We start from the raw sequence: 21,928 nt of genomic DNA, 5'->3' as shown, positions 1-21,928 counted from the left end.
CGGCGCAGTCCGGCTCGGTAGGGGACGAGGAGGTGATCGGGAATGGACCAACGACGCGCTGACCCGCGTGGCGCGCTGGTGCGTCCGTACGCGGTCACCCGTGGTCGTACCGAGCCCCGGCAGGACATCGCCCTCGAGGCCGTCCTGACCGCCTCTCCCACCCAGGTCGCCGAGTCCCGCTTCGCCGGGCACGACAAGCACCGAATCGCCACGGTCTGTGAGGGCCGAGCACAGTCGCTGGCGGAGATCGCCGCGTATACCCGGATGCCGCTCGGCGTCGCCCGGGTGTTGGTCGCCGACATGGTGGCCGAGAGCCTGCTGACGTTACACACTGCTGCTCCCGCCGAGGGGTTCGAGGAGCGGATGGAACTGCTTGGAAGGGTGCTAAGTGGACTTCGCAGGCTATGACCCCGCAGGGGGGCGGCCGGGCCGGGGAATCGTCTCCGCGAAGATCGTCGTCGCGGGCGGCTTCGGCGTCGGTAAGACGACACTGGTCGGGGCGATCTCCGAGATCACACCGCTGACCACCGAGGCGTTGATGACCGCGGCGGGTGTCGGCATCGACGACCCGTCGAAGGTGCCGGGCAAGGAGACCACAACGGTCGCCATGGACTTCGGCCGGATCACGATGGCCCAGGACCTGATCCTGTACCTCTTCGGTACACCGGGTCAGACGCGGTTCTGGTTCATGTGGGACGAGATCATCCGAGGGGCGGTGGGTGCCGCCGTGCTGGTGGACACCCGCCGGATCACCGACGCCTTCGCCCCGCTGGACTACTTCGAGAACCGCAACCTGCCGTACGTGGTGGCGCTGAACAAGTTCGACGGCGCACCGCAGTACGAGGCCGAGGAGGTCCGCGAAGCGCTGGCCATCTCGCCGCAGGTGCCCCTGGTGATGACCGACGCCCGGCAGCGGGACTCGGTCAAGCAGGTGCTGGTGACGGTGGTCGAGCACGCCATGCTGCGGCTCCAGTCCGAGCACGGGCGGGGCTTCCCGACGCCGGTCGGCTGAGACGTCGCGTCACGGCCGGCACGCGACGGCCGGCCGTGACGTGTTCAGCGGCCGGTGGCACTGCCCCCGGGTCGACCGGGGACCTCGCACGCCCTAGTCGACCCGCAGCCGATAGCCGCGCTTCACCACGGTCTGCACCACCCGGGGCGCGCGCAGGCCGGCCCGGAGCCGGGCGACGGCCATCTCGACGGCGTGCTCGTCCGCGCCCCGGGGCAGGGTCCTCAGCAACGCCGTACGGGACAACACCCGACCCGGGGTCTGGGCCAGCGCCCGCAGCACCGCCATCGGCGCGGGCGCGAGCGGCCGCAGCTCGCCGTCGATCACCGCGGCGTGCCCGCGCAACGTGAGCAGGTGCCCGGCGGCCTTGAAGGTCACGGTCCGGCGCGGCAGCTCGTCGACGATGGTCCGCACCAGCGCGCCCAACCGGGCCCGGCCGGGCGCGCTCACCGGCACCCCGCGCCGCAGCAGCGGCTCGGCGGTCACCGCCCCGACGCAGCTGGCCAGCACGTCGCTGCGCAACGCCGACAGCACCGCGTCGGTACGGTCACCGGCAGCCCGTAGCAACGCCTCGGCCGCCGGCGCCGAAGTGAACGTCACCGCGTCCACCAGCCGACCGGCGATCAGGTCGATCAGCCGGTGCAGCGGCGCCGGATCGGTCGGCGGCGCCCAGCGGTAGACCGGCACCTCGATGACCGTGGCGCCCGCCGCCTCCAGCGCGAGCGTGCACTCGGGTTGCCGCTCGCCGTGCAGTTGCATGGCGATGACCTGCCCGGCCACGCCGCGCCGGCGCAGGTGGTCGACCACCTCGTCGCAGCTCTCCGAGGCGGGCGACCACTGGTCGTGCAGCCCGGCGGCCCGGATCGCGCCGCGTGCCTTCGGGCCGCGCGCCACCACGTACGAGCTGGCCAGCACGGAGCGCAGTGGCTCGGCCAGCCCCCAGCCCTCGGCCGCCTCCAACCAGCCGCGCATGCCGATGCCGGTGTTGGCCATCAGGATGTCCGGCGGCTGGTCGAGGCAGGCGCGGGTCGCCTCGCGCAGCTCGGTGTCGTCGGAGAGCGGCACGATCCGCAGCGCCGGGGCGAGCACCACCCGGGCACCCCGGCGTTCGAGCAGCGCGGCCAACTCGTCGCGCCGCCGGTCGGCGGTCACCCCGATGGTGAATCCCGCCAGTTCTTCGCGCATCAACCCTCCTGTCGCAGCCGCACCTCGACCAGCCCGTCGCGGCAACGTGCGTCGTGCCGGGCCACCGCCACACCGGGCAGGTCGAGGCAGTGCCCGGTGCGCAGGTCGTACACCTGCTTGTGCAGCGGTGACGCGACGGTCGGCACTCCGCCACGGCTGCCGACGATGCCCCGGGACAGCACGTACGCCCCGGAGACCGGATCGCGGTTGTCGATCGCGAACAGCTCGTCGGCGGTCCGGAAGAGAGCGATCTGTGCCCCGTCGACCAGGGCGGCGACGCCCCGGTCCGGTTCCAACCGGTCGACCTGGCAGACGGTGGTCCAGGTCAGCGTGAGGGTCTGGGTCATCGCCGTACCTCCGGTAGGCCGAGGGTGACCGGTTGCCGACGGTGACCGTTGGTCGGCTCCGATCCGGTCGGGGACTGGTCGCGTACGGGAACCGGCTGGCCGCGTTCCCGGATGAAGGTGATCGACGGGTCGGGTACGTCGGGGGCGTTGACGAAGGAGGTGTAGCGGCGCAGCCGATCCGGGTCGTCCAGGACGTCGCGCCACTCGTCCGAGTAGGACGAGACGTGTCGGGCCATCGCCGCGTCGAGGTCCGCGCAGAGCCCGAGCGAGTCGTCGACGATCACCGAGCGCAGGTGGTCCAGGCCACCGTCCATCGCCTCGATCCAGCCGGCGGTGCGTTGCAGCCGGTCGGCGGTGCGGATGTAGTAGATGAGGAACCTATCGATCAGCCTGATCAGGGCGTCGGTGGTCAGGTCGGTGGCGAACAGGTCGGCGTGGCGGGGTCGGAAGCCGCCGTTGCCGCCGACGTAGAGATTCCAGCCGGTCTCGGTGGCGATGATGCCGAAGTCCTTGCTGCGCGCCTCCGCGCACTCCCGGGCGCATCCGGAGACCGCCGACTTCAGCTTGTGCGGAGCACGCAGCCCGCGATAGCGCAGCTCCAGCGCGACGGCCAGCCCCACCGAGTCCTGCACCCCGTACCGGCACCAGGTCTCGCCCACGCACGACTTCACGGTGCGCAGCGCCTTGCCGTACGCGTGCCCGGACTCGAAGCCGGCGTCGACCAGCCGCCGCCAGATCTGCGGCAGCTGCTCCACCCGCGCCCCGAACAGGTCGATCCGCTGACCACCGGTGATCTTGGTGTAGAGCTGGAAGTCCCGGGCGACCTCGCCGATCACGATCAGCTTCTCCGGGGTGATCTCGCCGCCCGGTATCCGGGGCACCACCGAGTAGCTGCCGTCGCGTTGCAGGTTGGCCAGGAAGTGGTCGTTGGTGTCCTGCAACGACGCCTGTTCGCCGTCGAGCACGTGCCCGCTGCCCAGCGAGGCGAGGATGGACGCCACCACCGGTTTGCAGATGTCGCAGCCGCGGCCTCGACCGTGCTCGGCGACCAGTCGGGAGAAGGTGCGGATGCCGCGAACGCGGACGATCTCGAACAGCTCCCGCCGGCTGACGTCGAAGTGCTCGCAGAGCGCGCTGGACTGCGCCACCCCGGCCGCGTCCAGGAGCTGTTTCAGCATCGGCACGCAGGAGCCGCAGCTGGTGCCGGCCCGGGTGCACGCCTTCAACGCCGGCACGTCCGCGCAACCGTCGGCGATGGCGGCGTCCACGTCGCCCCGGGTAACCGCGTTGCAGGAGCAGACCTGTGCGGTGGCTGGCAGCGCCCCGGCGTCCGCACCGCCGCCGTCCGGGGCGAGCAGCGCCAGCGGCGCGGCAGGGAGCGGGCCGCCCACACTGGCGCGCAGCGTCGGGTACGCGCTGGCGTCACCCACCAGCACCCCGCCGAGCAGTGTGTGCGCGTCGTCGGAGAGGACCAGCTTCGCGTAGACCCGGGTGGCCGGATCGGTGAACGTGACGTCCAGGCAGCCCTCGGTCGCCCCGTGGGCGTCGCCGAACGAGGCCACGTCGACGCCGAGCAGCTTGAGTTTGGTCGCGGTGTCCGCGCCGGGGAAGGTCGCCCCGCCGCCGACCAGCCGATCGGCCACCACCTCGGCCGTCGCATACCCCGGCGCGACCAGGCCGTGGCAGGTGCCGTCGACCGCTGCGCACTCTCCGACGGCCCAGATCCGCTCGTCGGCGGTACGACAGGTCGCGTCGACCAGCACCCCGCCGCGCGGGCCCAGCGGCAGACCGGCGTCCCGGGCCAACTGGTCCCGGGGCCGGATGCCGGCGGCCACCACCACCAGCTCGGCCTCGAGGGCGGTGTCGTCGGACAGTTCCAGGGCCGCGACGCCGCCGTCCGGGCCGGGCCGGATCGCTGTGGTCGCCACCCCGAGATGGGTCCGTACGCCCAGTTCGTCGACGTAGCGACGGAGCATCGCGCCGCCGGCCTGGTCCACCTGCACCGGCATCAGCCGGGGCGCGAACTCGACCACGTCGGTGCTCAGGCCGAGCAGGCGCAGGGCATTGGCGGCCTCCAGGCCGAGCAGCCCACCACCGATCACCGCGCCGACCCGTCGCCCCCGCGCGTACGCCCGGATGGCCGCCAGGTCGTCCAGGGTCCGGTAGACGAAGACCCCGGGCAGCTCCGTGCCGGCCACCGGCGGCACGAACGCGTACGACCCGGTGGCCAGCACCAGCGCGTCGTAGCGGTATTCGCCGACGGCGGTGCTCACCACCTGGCGGTCCCGGTCGACGGCGGTGGCCGGCTCACCGAGGCGCAGCCGCACCCCGTCGTGCGGGGTGTGCAGGTTGAGGTCGCTCTCACTGACCCCGTCGAAGTACGCCGAGAGCCGCACCCGGTCGTACGCCGGGCGCCCCTCCTCGGCCAGCACCGTCACCCGCCAGTCGCCCTGCGGGTCACGGGCGCGCAGCGCGTCCACGAAACGCTGCCCGACCATGCCGTTGCCGATGACGACCAGTTCGCCGCCGCTCATCGCGTCACCTCCACCGATTCCGCCTGGCTCAGCCAGTCGACGATGCCGCTCACCGCATCCCGGCATCCGCCGCACCCGGTGCCGGCCCGGGTCGCGGCCACCACCGCATCGACCGTCCGGGCACCGGAGCGCCAGCTTCTGACCAGTGCGCCCTTGCTCACCGTGTTGCACTGACAGACCGTTGCCGCGTCCGGCATCAGCGCCGGTGAGGCGGCCGGCGTCGCGCCGACCGTGCCGAGCGCCCGGCCGAGCAGCAGCGCCCGGCGGTCACTCGGCACCGGCTGACCACGGTCGAAGAGTTGGATCACCGTGCCGACCGCCGGGTTGTCGCCGAGCAGGATCGCGCCGATCAGCCGCTCGTCGCGGATCCGCAAGCGGGCGTAGGTGCCCCGGGTCGGGTCGGCGAACGTCAACTCCTCGCCCGGCCCGCCACTGGCCGCGTCCCCCATCGAGGCCAGGTCGATCCCGGCGGCCTTCAGCCGGGTCACCACCGGCCGGGGCCGGTAGCGGGCCAGTGGGTCCGTGCCGGTCAACACGTCCGCGAGCACCTGAGCCTGGGCCCAGGCGGGCGCGACCAGCCCGGTGAGCACGCCGTCGTGCTCGGCGCAGTCGCCGATCGCCGAGATGGACCGGTCGCTGGTGCGCAGCCGGTCGTCCACCACCACGCCGCGCCGCACGGTCAGGCCGGCGGCCTGCGCGAGGGCGGTGTCCGGGCGTACGCCACAGGAGAGCACCAGCAGGTCGGCGCGGAGCGTCCGGCCGTCGGCCAGGTCGAGGCGGACGCCACTGTCGTCCGCGACCACGCCGGTCGCCGAGACCCCCAGTTGGACGCTGACGCCGAAACCGGCCAGCGTGCCCGCGAGCACCGCCCCGGCGGTCGGGTCCAGTTGCCGTTCCATCAGGTGCTCTCGCGGGTGCACGACGGTGGTGGCCAGCCCTCGGGTGGCCAGCCCTCGGGCGGCTTCCAGGCCGAGCAGCCCGCCGCCGAGCACCAGCGCGCTGCGGGCGCCGTCCGCCGCGGCGAGGATCCGCCGGCAGTCGTCCAGGGTCCGGAAGGGAACCACCCGCTCCGGCAGGTTCGCCGGGTCGAGGCCGGGCAGCGGCGGCACCACCGCACGGGCACCGGTGGCGAGCACCAGATGGTCGTACCCGATCCGTTCGCCGTCGCCGGTGCGGACCTCCCGGGCGGACCTGTCGACGACGGTCACCGGTACGCCGCTGCGTAGGTCGACGCCGTGCCCGGCGGCTTCGGTCAGCTCCACGTCCGGCTCGTCGATCCGGCCGGCCAGCAGGGTGGAGAGCAGAATCCGGTTGTACGCGCGGTGCGGCTCGGCCCCGAGCACCGTGACCTTCCGGTCTCCCTCCCGGGCGTGCAGCTCACCGGCGAGGCGTGCGCCCGCCATCCCGTTGCCGACGATGACCACCCGCGCGGTCATGCCTTCTCCACCCGGACCGCGCAGATCTTGAATTCGGGCATCCCGGAGATCGGGTCCACCGCGTCGTTCGTCACCGAGTTGGCGCGTGCCGCCCCCGCGTAGTGGAACGGGGCGAACACCGTGTCGGGTCGGATCCCGACGCTGAGCCGGGCCGGCGCGCGGAACTCGCCCCGGCGCGAGGTGACCCGCACCGGGTCGCCGTCGTCGATGCCCAGCCGGGTGGCCAGGTCGGGGTGCAGTTCGACGAACGCCTCCGGTGCGGCGCGCCGCAGCGCGGCCACCCGCCGGGTCTGGGTGCCCGACTGGTACTGCGCCAGCACCCGACCGGTGGTGAAGTGCAGCGGGTACATGGCGCAGACCTCCTCGGCGGCCGGCCGATGGTCGACGGCGTGGAAGCGGGCCCGGCCGTCCGGGGTGGCGAACGACTTGGCGAAGAGCCGGGGGGTGTCCGGCCCGTCCTCGGTCGCGCACGGCCAGTAGACCCCGTCGTCGGCGTCGATCCGGTCCCAACTGATGCCGGCGTAGTCGGCGGCCCCACCGGCGGACGCGCGGCGCAGCTCGGCGAAGACGACAGCCGGGTCGGCCGGGAACCGGGCCGCCGCCACGACTTCCGGTCGCGTGTCGGCTGGTCCGGGGCTCGCTGACGCGGCGGGTGCTGGTGTGTTGTCGGCCGGTGGGGCGGTGGGCGCCTCGGTGGCTGCCAGCCGCGCCGCCAGTTCGGAGATGATGGCGAGATCGGTGCGGACGCCCGGCGGGGGAGGCCGGAGCGCGCGCCGACGCAGCACCCGACCTTCCAGGTTGGTCATGGTGCCGTCCTCCTCGGCCCACTGCGCGGTGGGCAGCACCACGTCCGCCAGCGCGGCCGTCTCGGAGAGCAGGAGGTCCGCGACGACGAGCAGGTCGAGGTCGCGCAGCCGGCCCTCGATCCGGGCCGCCCGGGGTGCCGAGACCACCGGGTTCGACCCGAACACCAGCAACGCGCGCGGGCCACCGGGGGTGCCGAGCGAGTCGAGCAGTTTGTAGGCGGGCACTCCCGGGCCGGGCAGGTCGTCGGCCGGCACGCCCCAGACCCCGGCCACGTGCTCGCGGGCCGCCGGGTCGTCGATCCGCCGGTAGCCGGGGAGCTGGTCGGCCTTCTGCCCGTGCTCCCGCCCGCCCTGGCCGTTGCCCTGGCCGGTGAGGCAGCCGTACCCCGAACCGTCGCGGCCGGGCAGACCGAGGGCGAGGGCGAGATTGACGTACGCGGTGACGGTGTCCACCCCCTTGGCGTGCTGCTCGGCGCCGCGCGCGGTCAGGATGATCACGCGACCGCCGGTGCCCAGCGCTCGGGCGGTCGCCTCCAGGTCGGCCACCGGCACCCCGCAGAGCTGTTCCGCGCGGGCCGGCCACCAGGCCGCGACGCCTCGGCGGACCGCGTCGAATCCGGTGGTGCGCTCGGCCACGTAGGCCCGGTCGACCCAACCTTCGGTGAGTGCGATGTGCAGCAGCGCGTTGGCTACCGCGAGATCGGTGCCGGGCAGCGGTTGCAGGTGCAGGTCCGCCTGACGGGCGGTGGCGGTGGCCCGGGGGTCGACGACGATCAGTTTCCCGCCGTTGCGGCGCTGCTCGGTGAGCCAGCGCACCAGCGGCGGCATGGTCTCCGCCGGGTTCGCTCCGACCAGCAGCAGGGTGTCGGCCCGACCCAGGTCGGCGAGGGGGAACGGCAGTCCGCGGTCGATGCCGAAGGCCCGCATCCCGGCGGCTGCCGCCGAGGACATGCAGAACCGTCCGTTGTAGTCGATGTTGCGGGTGCGCAGCCCGATCCGGGCGAACTTCCCCAACGCGTACGCCTTCTCGTTGGTCAGGCCACCACCACCGAAGACGGCGACCGCGTCCCGGCCGGCGTCGTCCTGGACGGCACGGATGCCGGCGACCACCCGGTCCAGCGCGGTGTTCCAGCTCGCCGGGCGCAGGTCGCCGGTGGCCGCGTCGCGCACCAGCGGAGTGGTCAGCCGGTCCGGGTGGTCGAGTAGTTCGGCGGCGGTCCACCCCTTCTGGCAGAGCCCGCCCCGGTTGGTGGGGAACTGACGCGGGTGGACCGTCACACCGGTGTCGTCCGCGCGCAGCGTCATCCCGCACTGCAGTGCGCAGTACGGGCAGTGCGTCGCCACTTCCCGGGGCGTCAGCCCCGGTGCAGTCGCCGACCGTGCACCGTCTGTCATGTCGGGAAAGCGTGCCGCCGGGCGGTTTCCGGTCCGGGTCCCTTCTGTTTCGGTCCTGTCAAGTGGGGCTCACACCGCACAGGGGCAGCGAGCGCGTTGGAGGGTGCGGGTCGGAGGGTGCGAGTCGGGGCCTGTGGAACTGAATCGTTTACGGCATCGGTGGTCGACTCGTTTGCGACATCAGCTCCAAAGCGTCAGCGCACTCCACCTCGTGGGTGCCGTCAGCGCAGGTCGGCGCGGTGTGGTCGCCGGGTCACTGGCAGCCAGCCCAGGAACCGGGCGTGAAGTGCTCGTGGGTCCGGGCGAACGCCCAGGGAGTACAGGTCGTCGAACGCGTCGTGCATGTTCGCCGCCAGGTAGAACGCCAGGGCGATCGAGTGGCCGTAGAACTCGGTCGCGAGATGGAGCTGAGCCGGCGAACACGGCCAGGCAGCCGCGCAGTTACGGCAGAGCCACGCCGGGCGCATCGGCTGGTGCGGGCGAGGGCGGCGGGTCATCCGACCCTCACCGGACCGCGCCTGACGGGCGTGCGGGTGGTCGGGCGGCGGGCCGCCAGAGCGGGTGGGTCCGGCCAGATGAGGCCCGCGGGCATCACGAACAGGGAACGGCGGGCGACCGCGTCGCCGTTCGCGGCCAGCTCGTAGCCGTCGATCCACAGCCACCCGTCGCACGTCGGCCAGTCAAGAACGCGAATCACCCGGACGAAGATCGGGCGCAGGAACTGCACGCTCGCCGCGCGGGTCAGATGCAGGACCTCACCCGTGTGCGGCTTGCGTGGCGTGGGCTTCGGCGCGGGTCTCCGATCCGGCGGCTCATCCGGCACGGCGCTCTCCCTGGTCGTCACTGTGGGAAGGGGCCGCCCCGTGGTGCTCGCCCGTCGAGATCTTGGACAGTTTCCGTTACCAGGTAACGGAAACTGTCCAAGATCTGCGGCAGACCAAGGGCGGCCCCGACACGAACGCGCCCGCCGGGTCTCAGGTCCCTACCGGACGCGCCGTCTACAGAGCACCCTTCCTCAGGGTTGCGGGACGCATACACTCCGTAGCAGCATTCCTCTGGGACGTCCGGGACGTCGGCGAGGGGTCGAGAATGAATCAGGTACTTATCGCGGCGATGGCCGAAGCGGGGGAGACCGCCGAAAGCCTCGCTGGTCAGGTCGGGGTCGATCCGAAGACCGCCGCACGATGGGCCAATCCAGGACGCATACCGCGCAGCCGGCACCGCGTCGAGGTCGCCCGGGTGCTCGGCCGGGAGGTCGCCGACCTCTGGCCGGACGTCCTTACCCGTCGGGAACCAGCATGGTTCCGGCCGTGGATCGACATCGAGCGCGAGGCGGTCGCGCTGCGATGGTTCGAGCTGGCATGGGTGCCCGGCCTCCTCCAGACCGAGGCATACGCGCGGGCGACACTCGGTATGGAATCGCTGACCCCCGAAGAGATCGACGATCAGGTGTCTGCGCGGATGCTGCGGCACGCGATCCTGCACCGTTCCCGCCCGCCGCTGGTAGTCGCCGTGCTCGACGAGGCAGTGCTAGTGCGACGAGCCGGGCGCAGCGCCGACCTGATGCGCGAGCAGTGCGAACGCATCGCGACGTGCGCCGAGTTGCCGCACGTGCAGGTACACGTCGTGCCGGCTGCCACGCCGATGTATCTCGGCCTTGGTGGGCCGTTCACCATCGCCGAGATGCCCGACGGCACACAGGTGGCGCATGTGGACGGCCAGGTGCGGGCTCAGATCATCGATGAAACGGCGGAAATTGCTACCCTCGGACGACGGTGGGCGCGCATAGTTGGCGAAGCCCTACCGAGGGCACAGTCTCTCGATCTCGTCAGGAAAGCGGCAGCGGCATGGACATGACCGGCGTGCAGTGGCGTAAGAGCACCCGCAGCGGCAGCAACGGCGGTAACTGCGTCGAGGTTGCTGACAACCTTCCCGGCGTCGTCCTCGTCCGCGACACCAAAGACCGCGACGGCGGGACGCTGACCTTCGAACCAGCGGCATGGGCCGGCTTCGTCGATCTGGCGAAGGCCATCGGCCCCGTCGGCTGACCAACGCAGCACCAACTGCCCCCGGCGTCTGGGAATCACGGAACCGGGGGCCTTTCGTGTGTCCAGGATGAGGTGCGCTCTCCCCGCACCGCTTATAATGTGGGAAAACTGTTCCATAATATGGGAGACCGCGATGAGCGTGACGGACGTCTTCGACGCTGTGGCCGGCACGTACGACGAGGCGCGCAGGCGGCTGGTGCCGTGCTTCGACAGCTTCTACGGCACCGCCGTCCAGATGGCCGCGCCGCCGTTGCGGGCCGCGCTCGCCGCCGGGCGTACCCCGCAGGTTCTGGACCTGGGCGCGGGTACCGGCCTGCTCTCGTTGCTGCTCGCCGCGGCGGTGCCCGGAGTCCGGCTGACCCTGGTGGACGGAGCGCCGGCGATGCTCGCCCGCGCCACCGACCAGTTGGACGCGCGGTCCGTGCCACACCGAACGGTCCACGCCGACCTGGCCGACGAGCTGCCGCCGGGCCGGTACGACGCGGTGGTCAGCGCGTTGGCGATCCATCACCTGGACGACGACGGCAAGCGCGCGCTCTACCGGCGGGCCGCAGCCGCGCTGGCACCGGGTGGGGTGTTCGTCAACGCCGAGCAGGTGGCCGGCCCGACGCCGGAACTGGACCGGCGCTACGACGAGGTGTGGATGCAGCGGATCACCGAGCTGGGTGCGTCCCCCGACGAGATCGCGGCCTCCCGGGAGCGGATGCGCCACGACCGCCCGGCGACGGTGGCCGACCAGTGCCGGTGGCTCGCCGAGGCGGGCCTGGTCGACGTCGACTGCTACTTCAAGGAGTGGCGCTTCGCGGTGTTCGGCGGCCGGGCCGGGTGAGCCCGACGGAATGTGCGTTTCACCGCTCGGGGGCGAGCTGGTGAACGCAGGGATGACTGTCGGTCACACCCGTGGGTAATCTGCTCGGCATGACTGCCAAGGTGACTCTCTCGTTCACGGACGAGACGATCGAGGAGGCGCGGCGGTTCGCCAAGCGCGAAGGGCTGTCGCTCTCCGCGTGGATGGACCAGGCCGCCCGGGAGAAGGCGCTGCGCGAGGTCTTCACCGCGCACGCCGCCGCCGTGGGCCGCGCCAGCCTGGATCTGGAGTCTGCCGCGCTCGCCGACGCCCGCGAGGTGGGCATGGTCAACGACCTGTTCTCCGGCGGACGGCCGCGTGCTGCGTAGGGGTGAGATCTGGCGCATCGAAGGTGCCCGGGAACGCCTCGGTCTCGTGATCAGCTCGGACGTCTACAACTCCACCGACGTGCCCATCGTGATCGTGGTCGAGGTGGTCGAGGAATCGCTCCTGCGGGACTCGCCGCTCGCCGTGTCGATGGGCCGGTACGTGGTGATGCCCGACCGGATCTCCTCGCCCATGAAGAAGTGGTTCACCGCGTGCGTGGACGTCGCAGACACCGACACCATGCTCCGGGTCGGCCGCGCGCTGCGCATCCTCCAGCAGCTCTGACCGCGACAGCAGCTCTGACCGCGACAGCAGCTCCGACCGCGCAGCCGCGGTGGCGTGCTCACCACCGCCGCCGACCCGTGGTGCGATCCCCGTTTCCGGCCCGACCCGCGACGGGCACTGCCAGGTAACCGGCCGTTCCTAGCGTTTCTGCTCGTCACATCGACGAGGAGGAGCCGCCGTGAGCACGCTCACCAGCACCGTAGTCACCGCCGAGCCGCCCGCCGTCACCGGTCGCCGGCAGCCGCTGCACGACTGGCGCCCCGAGGACCCGGACTTCTGGCAGGCCACCGGCGCGCCGATCGCCCGGCGCAACCTCTGGGTCTCCATCTTCGCCGAGCACGTCGGCTTCTCGGTGTGGAGTCTCTGGTCGGTCACCGTGTTCTTCCTCGGCCCCGCGTACGGCATCGACCCGGCCGGGAAGTTCCTGCTCACCGCCGTGCCGGCCGCCCTGGGCGCGGTGCTGCGGCTGCCGTACACGCTGGCGGTGGCCCGCTTCGGCGGACGACGCTGGACGATCATCAGCGCACTGCTGTTGCTGGTGCCCGCGGTCCCGATGACGGTGCTGCTGGAACCCGGGGTGTCGTACACCACTCTGATGGTGCTCGCCTGCCTCACCGGCGTCGGCGGCGGCAACTTCGCCTCCTCGATGGCGAACATCAACCTGTTCTACCCGCAGCGGCTCAAGGGGCGGGCGCTCGGGCTCAACGCCGGTGGCGGCAACCTGGGCGTACCCGCCGTGCAGCTGGTCGGCCTGGCGGTCCTCGCCACCGCCGGCGCCGCGTACCCCCGGTTGGTGCCGGCGGTCTACCTGCCGCTGATCGTGCTGGCCGCGCTGGCGGCGGCCCGCTGGTTGGACACCGTGCCCGGGGCGCGCAACGAGCCGGGCGCGTTGCGGGAGGCGGCCCGCGACCCGCACACCTGGGTGATGTCGCTGCTCTACATCGGCACCTTCGGCTCGTTCATCGGCTTCGGTTTCGCCTTCGGGCAGGTGCTCCAGCTCCAGTTCGCCGAGCGCTTCCCGACCCCGGTCGACGCCGCCTGGCTGACGTTCCTGGGACCGCTGGTCGGCTCGCTGATCCGCCCGTTGGGTGGGCACCTCGCCGACCGGTTGGGCGGGGCGCGGGTGACCTTCTGGAACTTCGTCGCGATGGCGGTCGGCGCGGGCACAGTGCTGTACGCGGCCCGGGAGCGTTCGTTCGGGCTCTACCTCGCGGGGTTCCTCGCCCTCTTCGTCTTCTCCGGCGTCGGCAACGGCTCCACGTACAAGATGATCCCGGCGATCTTCCGGGCCCGGTCGGCGGACGCGGTGGCCGCAGGTCGGCGTGATCCGGAGGCCGCCGCGCGGTGGGCGCGGCGGATGACCGGCGCGTTGATCGGGATCGCGGGTGCGATCGGCGCCTTCGGCGGGGTGCTGGTCAACATCGCGTTCCGCCAGTCGTTCCTCAGCTCGGGCAACGCCGACGCCGCCTACCTGGCCTTCATCGGCTGGTACGCGTTGTGCTTCGCGGTCACCTGGGTGGTCTACCGCCGTCCGAGGGCCGGTCGGCTCGCCAACGTGTGAGCTGAACCACCCTCGGCGGGTCGCCGCGCGTACGCGTACCCCCGTTTTGACCTGCGGACGGGGCGCCGGGTATCGTTGCCTGCTGTTGTACGACATCCAGAGGCGTGCCCCATCAGGTACGCTTGGTCGTTCGTGCGCGCTGGTCCGGCCTGCTAGATCTGGTCACCTCGGCGCGCGACCCCAGACCGACGACGAGACAAGGTAGACCTGTGCGTACGTACAGCCCGAAGCCGGGTGAGATCGAGCGTCAGTGGCACGTCATCGACGCCTCTGATGTCGTGCTGGGCCGCCTGGCCACCCACGCCGCCACGTTGCTGCGTGGTAAGCACAAGCCGACTTTCGCGCCGCACGTCGACACGGGCGACTTTGTCGTCATCGTGAACGCGGGCAAGGTTGCGTTGACCGGCAACAAGCGCCAGACCAAGGTCGCTTACCGCCACTCCGGTTACCCGGGTGGTCTGAAGCAGATCGGCTACGACGAGCTGCTGACCAAGCGTCCCGAGCGGGCCATCGAGCTGGCTGTGAAGGGGATGCTCCCGCACAACAAGCTCGGCCGTCAGCTGATCAAGAAGCTGAAGGTCTACGCCGGTGCCGAGCACCCGCACCTCGCGCAGCAGCCGGTGCCGTTCGAGATCAAGCAGATCGCGCAGTGAGCGCGGGCGAAGGAAGCAGCATGACCGACATCATCGAGACCGAGGTCGCCCCGGAAGCCCCCGAGGCCACCGAGGCGCCGGCGCCCGTTGCCCGCGCGCCTCGTGGTGACCGGCCGATCCAGACCGTGGGCCGCCGCAAGGAGGCCATCGTCCGGGTCCGCATCGTCCCGGGCACCGGCAAGATCACCTGCAACGGCCAGGACCTCGAGGCCTACTTCCCGAGCAAGGTTCACCAGCAGCTCATCAAGGACCCGCTGGTCACCGCCGAGAAGCTCGAGCAGTTCGACGTCATCGCCAACCTGCGGGGCGGCGGCACCACCGGCCAGGCCGGCGCGCTCCGGCTGGGCATCGCCCGTGCGCTGATCATCAACGAGCCGGACGACCGCCCGGCCCTCAAGAAGGCCGGCTTCCTCACCCGTGACGCCCGGGTCAAGGAGAGCAAGAAGTACGGCCTCAAGAAGGCCCGTAAGGCTCCCCAGTACTCGAAGCGCTGATCTTTCCCAGCGCGTTGTACTTCTGACGGACGGCCGGTCCGCCTCCCCCTCGTCGGGGGGAGGTGGGTCGGCCGTTCCGCTTTCTCCTCACTGGCAGTGCTCTTTCGGAGGTTGGCGGGTATGGGTCGGTTGTTCGGCACGGACGGCGTACGCGGGCGGGCGAACGCGGATCTCACCCCGGAATTGGCGTTGGCGCTCGCGGTGGCCGCCGCGCACACACTCGCCGAGACGGACCGTAGTCATCCGCCGCTCGCCGTCGTCGGTCGCGACACCCGCGCCAGCGGCGAGATGCTGGAGGCAGCCGTGGTCGCCGGGCTGACCAGCGCCGGCGCCAACGTGGTGCGGGTCGGCGTGCTGCCCACCCCGGCGGTGGCGTTCCTCACCGCCGAGGCCAAGGCCGACCTGGGTGTGATGCTCTCCGCCTCACACAACCCGATGCCGGACAACGGCATCAAGCTCTTCGCCGCCGGCGGGCACAAGTTGCCCGACGAGATCGAGATGCAGATCGAGGCGGCCGTCGAGACGAACGCCACCACCGCCTGGGACCGGCCGATCGGTGCCGGCGTCGGCCGGGTGCACGACCTGCTCGACGGTGCCGACCACTACGTCCAGCACCTGGTGGGGACCGTTCCGCACCGGCTCGACGGGATCAAGGTCGTGGTCGACTGCGCCAACGGTGCCGCCGCCGAGGTCGCCCCCGTCGCCTACCGGGAGGCCGGCGCGGAGGTCATCGCCATCCACGCGGAGCCCGACGGGCTGAACATCAACGACGACTGTGGCTCCAACCACATCGAGGCGCTGCGCGCCGCCGTGGTCGAGCACGGCGCGCACCTGGGCATCGCCCACGACGGCGACGCCGACCGCTGCCTGGCGGTCACCGCCGACGGTGAGGAGGTCGACGGCGACCAGGTCATGGCGATCCTCGCGCTGGCCATGCGGGACGCCGGCACGCTCACCCAGGACACCCTGGTGGCCACCGTGATGAGCAACCTCGGGCTGCGGCTCGCGATGTCCGCGCAGGGCATCCGCCTGATCGAGACCAAGGTCGGTGACCGGTACGTGCTGGAGGAGCTGCGCGCCTCCGGGCTGGCGCTCGGCGGTGAGCAGAGCGGCCACATCGTGATGCCCGCGCACGCCACCACCGGCGACGGGGTGCTGACCGGCCTGCACCTGATGGCTCGGATGGCGGCCACCGGCCAGTCCCTCGCCGAGCTGGCCTCGGTGGTCACCAAGCTGCCCCAGGTGCTGATCAACGTGCCGGTCGGCGACCGGACCGTCGGCGCCGCCGCACCCGCGGTGCGCGCCGAGGTCGAGCGGGCCGAGGCGGAGCTGGGGGAGACCGGCCGGGTGCTGCTGCGCCCGTCGGGCACCGAACCGCTGGTCCGGGTGATGGTCGAAGCGGCCACCGAGGCGACCGCCCGTGAGGTCGCCGAGCGGATCGCCGAGCTGGTCCGCACCGCGAGCCCGGTCGTCTGAGGCCACCTCCGGGCGGCGTCACAACCGCAGTCGGGCCGCCCGCTCGTACGTGTCGGCGGGGTCCTCGCCGTCGGTGAGGTCGAGGTCCTCGGTGACGCGTCCGTCGGTCAGTCGGACCAGTCGATCGCAGCGGGCAGCGATGGCCTGTTCGTGGGTGGCGAGCAGGATGGTCATGCCGTGCCGGTCACGCAGGTCGAGCAGCAGGTCGAGGATCTGCCCGCCGGTCGTGGAGTCGAGGTTGCCGGTGGGTTCGTCGGCCAGCAGCAGGCCCGGCGCACCCATCAGGGCGCGGGCGATGGCGACCCGTTGCTGCTGGCCACCGGAGAGCTGCGCGGGCAGGGCGCGTTCCCGCCCGGCCAGGCCGACCGCGTCGAGCAACTCACGGGCTCGGGTCGCGTGGTCGGCCCGGCCCCGCCGGGGGAGGACCGGCACGATCACGTTGTCCAGCACGCTGAGTGCGGGCAGCAGGTGGTAGCGCTGGAACACGAACCCGACCCGTTGCCGGTAGCGGGCCAGTGCGGCCCGGCGCAGGTCGCTGACCACCACGTCGTCGACGGTCACGGTGCCCTCGTCGGGCTGCTCGATCGCGCCGATGAGGTGCAGCAGCGTCGACTTGCCCGACCCGCTCGGCCCGGTCAACGCCACCACCGAGCCGGCCGCGACGGAGAGGGACACGTCGTCGACAGCGGTCAGCTGGTCCGCGCCGATGCCGAATCGTCGGGTCAGGCGGTCGACCGAGATCGCGCTACCGATCTGCTCGCTCATGACTGCTACTCCTCTGCCAGAAGTCGGGCGGGTCGTAGGCGCGGCAGCAGGGCGGCGGGCACCAGCGCGGCGACGGCGCTCACCAGCGTGCCCGCCAGCGCGACCAGTGCGGCCACCAGAACCAGCGCGCCGGGAAGGGCGCCGATCAGCCAGCCCGCGCTGACCAGGCCGATCACCGCGCCGGTCGTCGAACCGACGAGCCCCAGCGCCAGCCCCTCGTAGCCGACCAGCCGGCCGAGTGCGGCGTCGGTCCAGCCGATCGCCCGCAAGGTGGCCAACTCGGCGGCCCGGTCGCGGATGTTCAGGTAGAGCACGTCCGCCACCGCAGCGGCGCCGAGCAGCACGGTGGCCGCAGCGGCCACGGTGTCCGCGCCGCGCACGCTCAGCGAGACCACGTCGCCGAGCACGCTGCCGACGATCGCGCCCCGGAACGCCCACGCGGCGGCGGTGACCAGCGTCAGGGCGGCGACCCCGATGGCCAGCGCGCCGGCACCGAGGAACGTGCGCCCGGGGGTGCGGGCCAGATTCACCAGCGCCAACCCGAAGAGGGTGCGTGGCCGCCGTACCCAGCCGGCGGGAGCGACGATCGGGCGGAGGGCGGCGGCCGGGTGGGTGCGCGCGGCCCGCAGCGCCGGCACCAGGCCCGCCGCCACCGCCAGCAGCAGTGCCACGGGTACGGCCAGGGCGGCCCGCCGCCAGTCGACGTCGATGCCGAGCGCGATTCCGAGCGGGATCGCGAGAATCAGCGAGAGCAGGCCCGCGAGAAGCCCGAGCAGGGCGACCTCGCCCAGGATCAGCGCCGCGATGCGGCGGACCGGCCAGCCGAGGCAGGAGAGCACCGCCAACTCGGAGCGCCGGTCCCGGACGGCGGCGCTGACCGCGTTGCCGAGGAAGAGCACGCAGACCACCAGCACCAGCACGAAGAGCACCAGGCTCTTACGGTCCACCGCCTGGGTGATGATCGAAGCCACACCGAGCGCCGACCAGTTCTCGGTCAGCCTCAGGGTCGGCCGGCCGAACGAGCCGGCGGGCAGCTCCACGGTCTGCGGCGCCCCCGACGAGCCGAGTGTGATGTCGACGTCGAGCCCGGTACGGGCCGCGATCTGTTCGGCGACCAGTCGGACCCGCTCGGCCGACCGCTCGGTGTAGCCGTCCACGTCGGCCACCCGTACCCGGACAGCGCTGATCGGGGCCTTGGCCTGTGGCCCGCCGCCACCCTCCAGGATCTTCGGCACGCTGCCGAGGTTGGTGAGCAGCAGCGGCGGTGCGGAGAGATAGCCGGCGGGATTGCCGCTGGGTGCCAGCGGCTGGCCGCCCAGCGCTGCCCGGCTGCGGTCGTCGGCACCCGCTGCCGTCGGCGCCTGGTAGGTCTCCAGCGGCAGTTGGCCGAGGTCACTGAAGCCGGCCAGCCGGCCCGGGTCGAAGACACCGACAGCCCGCCAGAAACGGTTGGGGGTGTTCGCGCCCACGGGTAGCGGCAGCGCCCGTATCGACCGGAAACCGGTGTCGTCGGCGAGCCAGGGGCGGGGCAGCGGGTTGAACGTCTCCCACTTGCCATACACCTCGGGGTCGCCGGGCGGTTGCTGGCGGGCCCGCAGGATGCCGTCGGGTAATGGGTCGTACTGCACCTCGGCCGACTGGACGACCGTCTGAAGTTGGCCGTGGCAGCACCCGGCCATGGAGAGTTCCTCGGTGAGCATCGCCTGGTGCCCGGCGGTGAGGTCGTACCGACCGGATCCGGCGGGACTCCCCCCGGGGCGGTTCAACGTCTCCTCCAGGTCGATCGCCTCCACCCCGGCGGGGCTGATCGCGAGCCGGGTGAACCTGGCCGCCAGCGATTCGTCGATGAAGGGTCGGTTGGTGACGAGGACCGGGACCTCGTGGTTGTCCGCCGAGCCCCGGCGGTTGACGGCGACCTTGTCGTCCGTGTGGACGGCTCGACCGGCGACCACGGCGTCGTCGAGCCCGACGAGTTGTCCCTCGGCCGCCGGGTCCACAGCGGCCAGCAGGAACGGCACTGTCAGGTCGTACGCCATCACCAGCCGGTCGGTGGGTGTGGCGGAGCCGTCCCGGTCGGTGGCGAGGACGTAGGAGTCGGCCTGGAACCGGCCGTCGGGCAGCAGGTGGACGGCGTGCAGGGACCAGTCCTCGCGCTCGGAGTAGGTGCCCGGGTTGCCCAGCAGCGCGTACCCCGGATCGCAGATGGGGAGGCTGCGCCCGTCCGGCTGCACCTCGCGGGGGACCGGCCCGCAGGTGTCCGACCAGGGGTAGGACCGCCCATCGGAGTACGGCGTGGCGTCACCGAGGGTTCCCCAGTCGATCCGGGGGTAGATCAACGGCTTCGTGGTCACGTACACGAACCGGGGTCTGCCCGGCGCGCTGGAGAGACCGCGTTCGGCGTGAAAGGTCGGGTCCACCCGGATGAGCTGCTGGTCCAGCGAGCGGTCGACGGCGTCGGTGAGGTCGATCGGCGTCGGTAGCAGGGTGGTGGAATAGCCGAGCATCGCGATCGGGGCCGCCACCTCTATGCCGGGGACGCTCGTCACCTGCTCGTACTGCTCGGTGGTGATGCCACCGAAGAGTCCGGAGAGATAGTTGGGGCGGACCAGCCCGCGCTCGGCTTCGAGCGGCGTGCGGGTTCCCTGGGGACGGACGAGGATGTCGTAGGCGACCTGGGTGTTGCGCTGGACCGTGCCGGTGACGTCCAGCCGAGAGGTGGTGGTGGCGCCGGTCAGGACCACGAAGCCGGTGGTAGCCACCAGCACGCCGACCAGTAGCGCCACCGACCGCCCCGCACGGCCGCGCAGCTGTCTCCAGATGAAGCCGAGCATCGCGCCTCCCCGTGTGCTGGCTCTCACTGTGCGCGATACATTGTGACAATGCAAGACCCGTACCGGAGGTGACATGGCGATCCAGCACGCTGTCCTCGCCCTGCTCGCTGGTGGCCCGAGCCACGGCTACCAGCTCAAGGGCGCGTTCGAAGCCGCCGTCGGCCCGCAGTGGGGGCCGCTGAACATCGGCCACCTCTATCAGATCCTCGACCGGCTCTCCCGGGACGAACTGGTCGTCGCCGAACGGCAACCGCAACCGATCAAGCCGGATCGGGTGGTCTACGAGATCACCCCGGCCGGCCGCGCGGAGCTGGCGCGGTGGCTGACCGAGCCGAGCCCACGCAGCGGCGGATTTCGGGACGACTTCTTCCTCAAGGTCACCGCCGCCGCCCGGTCTGGCTCCGCGGCCACCGTCCGCGCCGTGCTGAGCAACCAGCGTGGCCACCTGCTGCGCGAGCTGCGCAACCTGGACGGCCTACGGCGGGCCGCCGAGGACCCGGTGGTCGGGTTGCTGCTCACCGCGGCCAGCCGGCACGTGAGCGCGGACCTGTCCTTCGTGGACGACGCCGAGGCGGTGCTGCTCGGTGACGACGGTCAACTGCTCACCCGACTCGCGATGTCGACTGCGGACCAGTCGACGACCGACCCGGGGTCGACCGGCGCGGGGCGGGTCAGCGACTCCGGGCAGGTCAGCGGCTCCGGACGGGTCAGCGGCTCGCGCGCAGAGCGTGCAGCCGGCTGACCGCCTCGGTCAGCACCTCCGGGCGCTTGCAGAAGGCGAACCGGACCAGCCGCCGGCCCGCGTCGACGTCGTCGTAGAAGACCTGGGTGGGCACCGCCACCACACCGCAGCGCTCCGGCAACGAGCGGCAGAACTCCACCCCGTCCCGGCCGCCGAGGGCGGTGATGTCGGCGGTGACGAAGTACGTCCCCTCCGAGTCGAGCACCTCGAAACCGGCGTCGGTCAGACCACCGACGAGCTGGTCCCGCCGCTGCTGGAGACCGTCCCGGAAGCCGGTGTAGTAGGCGTCCGGCAGGGCCAGCGCCACGGCCACCGCCGGTTGCAGCGGCGCGGCGTTGACATAGGTGAGGAACTGCTTCACCCGGACCAGCGCCGAGACCAGCGCCGCCGGGCCGCTCGCCCAGCCGACCTTCCACCCCGTGCAGGAGAACGTCTTGCCGGCCGACGAGATGCGCAGCGTCCGCTCCCGCATCCCGGGCAGGCCGGCGAGCGGCACGTGCGGGCTCGACGCGTCGGTGAAGACCAGGTGCTCGTACACCTCGTCGGTGACCGCGTACGCGCCGAACTCCTGACACAACTCGGCGACCTGCGCCAACTCGGCCGGGGTGAAGACCTTGCCGGTCGGGTTGTGCGGCGAGTTCAGCAGCACCAGCCGGGTGCGTGGACCGAACGCCGCACGCAGCGCCGCCGGGTCGAAGGCGTACCGGCCGTCGGCCGAGGGGCGCAACGTCACCGGCCGGCGGACCGCGCCGGCCAACGCGATCGAGGCGGCGTACGAGTCGTAGTACGGCTCGAAGCACACCACCTCGTCACCCGGTTCGCAGAGCGCGAGGATGCTCGCCGCGACCGCCTCGGTCGCGCCCGCCGTGATCACGATCTCGCTGTCCGGGTCGTACGCCAGGTCGTAGAACCGCCGCTGATGCGCCGCGACGGCCGCGCGCAGGGCGGGGATCCCCGGGCCGGGCGGGTACTGGTTCTGCCCGTTGCGCAGCGCCTCGGCGGCGGCGGCCAGCATCTCCGGCGGGCCGTCGGTGTCGGGAAACCCCTGGCCGAGGTTGACCGCGCCGGTGCGTACGGCGAGGGCGGACATCTCGGCGAAGATCGTCGTGCCGAACGGCCGCATCCGGGCCACCAGCGGGTCGACATCGGTGCTCGTCGTCACCTGCGCCAGCCTACGGCCATACCCG

At 72.0% G+C, this 21,928-nt stretch carries 22 protein-coding genes; 12 read left to right on the top strand and 10 right to left on the bottom strand.

Features of this window, described 5'->3' with window-relative positions; all coding sequences use genetic code 11:
- Positions 1-42 precede the first annotated feature (42 nt).
- Positions 43-408: a DUF742 domain-containing protein gene (locus ACZ6NZ_RS14085; protein ID WP_007465174.1), complete on the top strand. Its 366-nt coding sequence runs from the start codon at positions 43-45 to the stop codon at positions 406-408.
- The gene (locus ACZ6NZ_RS14080) at positions 389-1,012 is read left to right on the top strand and encodes a GTP-binding protein (RefSeq protein ID WP_030329978.1); all 624 of its coding nucleotides are present in this window, start codon (positions 389-391) and stop codon (positions 1,010-1,012) included. Before ACZ6NZ_RS14085 ends, ACZ6NZ_RS14080 begins: the two co-directional genes overlap by 20 nt.
- Before the next feature lie 93 nt (positions 1,013-1,105).
- Here ACZ6NZ_RS14080 and ACZ6NZ_RS14075 read toward each other — a convergent pair whose 3' ends face one another.
- The 7 genes from ACZ6NZ_RS14075 to ACZ6NZ_RS14045 all read right to left on the bottom strand — a co-directional run bounded on the left by ACZ6NZ_RS14075 (position 1,106) and on the right by ACZ6NZ_RS14045 (position 9,535).
- The gene (locus ACZ6NZ_RS14075) at positions 1,106-2,194 is read right to left on the bottom strand and encodes a uroporphyrinogen-III synthase (protein ID WP_366612144.1); all 1,089 of its coding nucleotides are present in this window, start codon (positions 2,192-2,194) and stop codon (positions 1,106-1,108) included.
- Positions 2,194-2,541 carry a nitrite reductase small subunit NirD gene (gene nirD / locus ACZ6NZ_RS14070; RefSeq protein ID WP_366612143.1) on the bottom strand — a complete coding sequence of 116 codons (348 nt, stop codon included), beginning with the start codon at positions 2,539-2,541 and terminating at the stop codon, positions 2,194-2,196. The genes ACZ6NZ_RS14075 and nirD overlap by 1 nt, the downstream gene beginning before the upstream one ends.
- Positions 2,538-5,075, bottom strand: a complete 2,538-nt coding sequence (nirB, locus tag ACZ6NZ_RS14065) for a nitrite reductase large subunit NirB (RefSeq protein ID WP_465858547.1) — start codon at positions 5,073-5,075, stop codon at positions 2,538-2,540. The genes nirD and nirB overlap by 4 nt, the downstream gene beginning before the upstream one ends.
- Positions 5,072-6,511: an FAD-dependent oxidoreductase gene (locus ACZ6NZ_RS14060; protein ID WP_465858546.1), complete on the bottom strand. Its 1,440-nt coding sequence runs from the start codon at positions 6,509-6,511 to the stop codon at positions 5,072-5,074. The genes nirB and ACZ6NZ_RS14060 overlap by 4 nt, the downstream gene beginning before the upstream one ends.
- A complete protein-coding gene (locus ACZ6NZ_RS14055) occupies positions 6,508-8,712 on the bottom strand; it encodes a molybdopterin oxidoreductase family protein (protein WP_465858545.1) in 2,205 nt (734 codons plus the stop codon). The genes ACZ6NZ_RS14060 and ACZ6NZ_RS14055 overlap by 4 nt, the downstream gene beginning before the upstream one ends.
- A gap of 221 nt (positions 8,713-8,933) precedes the next feature.
- The gene (locus ACZ6NZ_RS14050) at positions 8,934-9,209 is read right to left on the bottom strand and encodes a hypothetical protein (RefSeq protein ID WP_465858544.1); all 276 of its coding nucleotides are present in this window, start codon (positions 9,207-9,209) and stop codon (positions 8,934-8,936) included.
- Entirely contained in the window at positions 9,206-9,535 is a 330-nt protein-coding gene (locus tag ACZ6NZ_RS14045) for a hypothetical protein (protein WP_465858543.1), read from the bottom strand. Before ACZ6NZ_RS14045 ends, ACZ6NZ_RS14050 begins: the two co-directional genes overlap by 4 nt.
- Before the next feature lie 266 nt (positions 9,536-9,801).
- Between ACZ6NZ_RS14045 and ACZ6NZ_RS14040 the strand changes: the two genes are divergently transcribed.
- From ACZ6NZ_RS14040 to glmM, 9 genes are all read left to right on the top strand, one after another.
- Positions 9,802-10,569: a DUF5753 domain-containing protein gene (locus ACZ6NZ_RS14040; protein ID WP_465858542.1), complete on the top strand. Its 768-nt coding sequence runs from the start codon at positions 9,802-9,804 to the stop codon at positions 10,567-10,569.
- Positions 10,566-10,760: a DUF397 domain-containing protein gene (locus tag ACZ6NZ_RS14035; RefSeq protein WP_334498933.1), complete on the top strand. Its 195-nt coding sequence runs from the start codon at positions 10,566-10,568 to the stop codon at positions 10,758-10,760. The genes ACZ6NZ_RS14040 and ACZ6NZ_RS14035 overlap by 4 nt, the downstream gene beginning before the upstream one ends.
- Positions 10,761-10,893: 133 nt before the next feature.
- A complete protein-coding gene (locus tag ACZ6NZ_RS14030) occupies positions 10,894-11,589 on the top strand; it encodes a class I SAM-dependent methyltransferase (RefSeq protein ID WP_465858541.1) in 696 nt (231 codons plus the stop codon).
- Positions 11,590-11,678: 89 nt separating this feature from the next.
- Positions 11,679-11,936 (top strand): DUF6364 family protein, encoded by a 258-nt coding sequence (locus ACZ6NZ_RS14025; protein WP_091403518.1) that lies wholly within the window; start codon positions 11,679-11,681, stop codon positions 11,934-11,936.
- On the top strand, positions 11,926-12,219 hold the full coding sequence (locus tag ACZ6NZ_RS14020) for a hypothetical protein (protein WP_091402325.1): 294 nt from the start codon (positions 11,926-11,928) through the stop codon (positions 12,217-12,219). The genes ACZ6NZ_RS14025 and ACZ6NZ_RS14020 overlap by 11 nt, the downstream gene beginning before the upstream one ends.
- Before the next feature lie 178 nt (positions 12,220-12,397).
- Positions 12,398-13,780, top strand: coding sequence for a nitrate/nitrite transporter (locus ACZ6NZ_RS14015; protein ID WP_465858540.1), 1,383 nt, complete (start codon positions 12,398-12,400; stop codon positions 13,778-13,780).
- Positions 13,781-13,989: 209 nt separating this feature from the next.
- Positions 13,990-14,433 (top strand): 50S ribosomal protein L13, encoded by a 444-nt coding sequence (gene rplM, locus ACZ6NZ_RS14010; protein WP_053653864.1) that lies wholly within the window; start codon positions 13,990-13,992, stop codon positions 14,431-14,433.
- Between the two features lie 20 nt (positions 14,434-14,453).
- Complete coding sequence (rpsI, locus tag ACZ6NZ_RS14005; RefSeq protein ID WP_112626216.1) at positions 14,454-14,927, top strand: 30S ribosomal protein S9; 474 nt, start codon at positions 14,454-14,456, stop codon at positions 14,925-14,927.
- A gap of 120 nt (positions 14,928-15,047) precedes the next feature.
- On the top strand, positions 15,048-16,403 hold the full coding sequence (gene glmM, locus ACZ6NZ_RS14000; protein WP_465858539.1) for a phosphoglucosamine mutase: 1,356 nt from the start codon (positions 15,048-15,050) through the stop codon (positions 16,401-16,403).
- A gap of 18 nt (positions 16,404-16,421) precedes the next feature.
- Here the strand turns inward: glmM and ACZ6NZ_RS13995 are convergent, their stop codons facing one another.
- Both ACZ6NZ_RS13995 and ACZ6NZ_RS13990 read right to left on the bottom strand, forming a co-directional pair.
- Positions 16,422-17,168 (bottom strand): ABC transporter ATP-binding protein, encoded by a 747-nt coding sequence (locus tag ACZ6NZ_RS13995; protein WP_465858538.1) that lies wholly within the window; start codon positions 17,166-17,168, stop codon positions 16,422-16,424.
- 5 nt (positions 17,169-17,173) lie between these two features.
- A complete protein-coding gene (locus tag ACZ6NZ_RS13990; protein ID WP_465858537.1) occupies positions 17,174-19,999 on the bottom strand; it encodes an FtsX-like permease family protein in 2,826 nt (941 codons plus the stop codon).
- Between the two features lie 73 nt (positions 20,000-20,072).
- On the opposite strand from ACZ6NZ_RS13990, the gene ACZ6NZ_RS13985 reads away from it, so the two are divergent.
- Positions 20,073-20,741 carry a PadR family transcriptional regulator gene (locus ACZ6NZ_RS13985; protein WP_465858536.1) on the top strand — a complete coding sequence of 223 codons (669 nt, stop codon included), beginning with the start codon at positions 20,073-20,075 and terminating at the stop codon, positions 20,739-20,741.
- Here the strand turns inward: ACZ6NZ_RS13985 and ACZ6NZ_RS13980 are convergent.
- Positions 20,707-21,864 carry a pyridoxal phosphate-dependent aminotransferase gene (locus tag ACZ6NZ_RS13980; RefSeq protein WP_465858865.1) on the bottom strand — a complete coding sequence of 386 codons (1,158 nt, stop codon included), beginning with the start codon at positions 21,862-21,864 and terminating at the stop codon, positions 20,707-20,709. The genes ACZ6NZ_RS13985 and ACZ6NZ_RS13980 overlap by 35 nt on opposite strands.
- Positions 21,865-21,928 lie beyond the last annotated feature (64 nt).

It is taken from the genome of Micromonospora sp. NPDC047756, assembly GCF_055587245.1.
The sequence above is the reverse complement of the archived record's forward strand: the minus strand, read 5'-3'. Positions and strand labels throughout refer to the sequence as shown.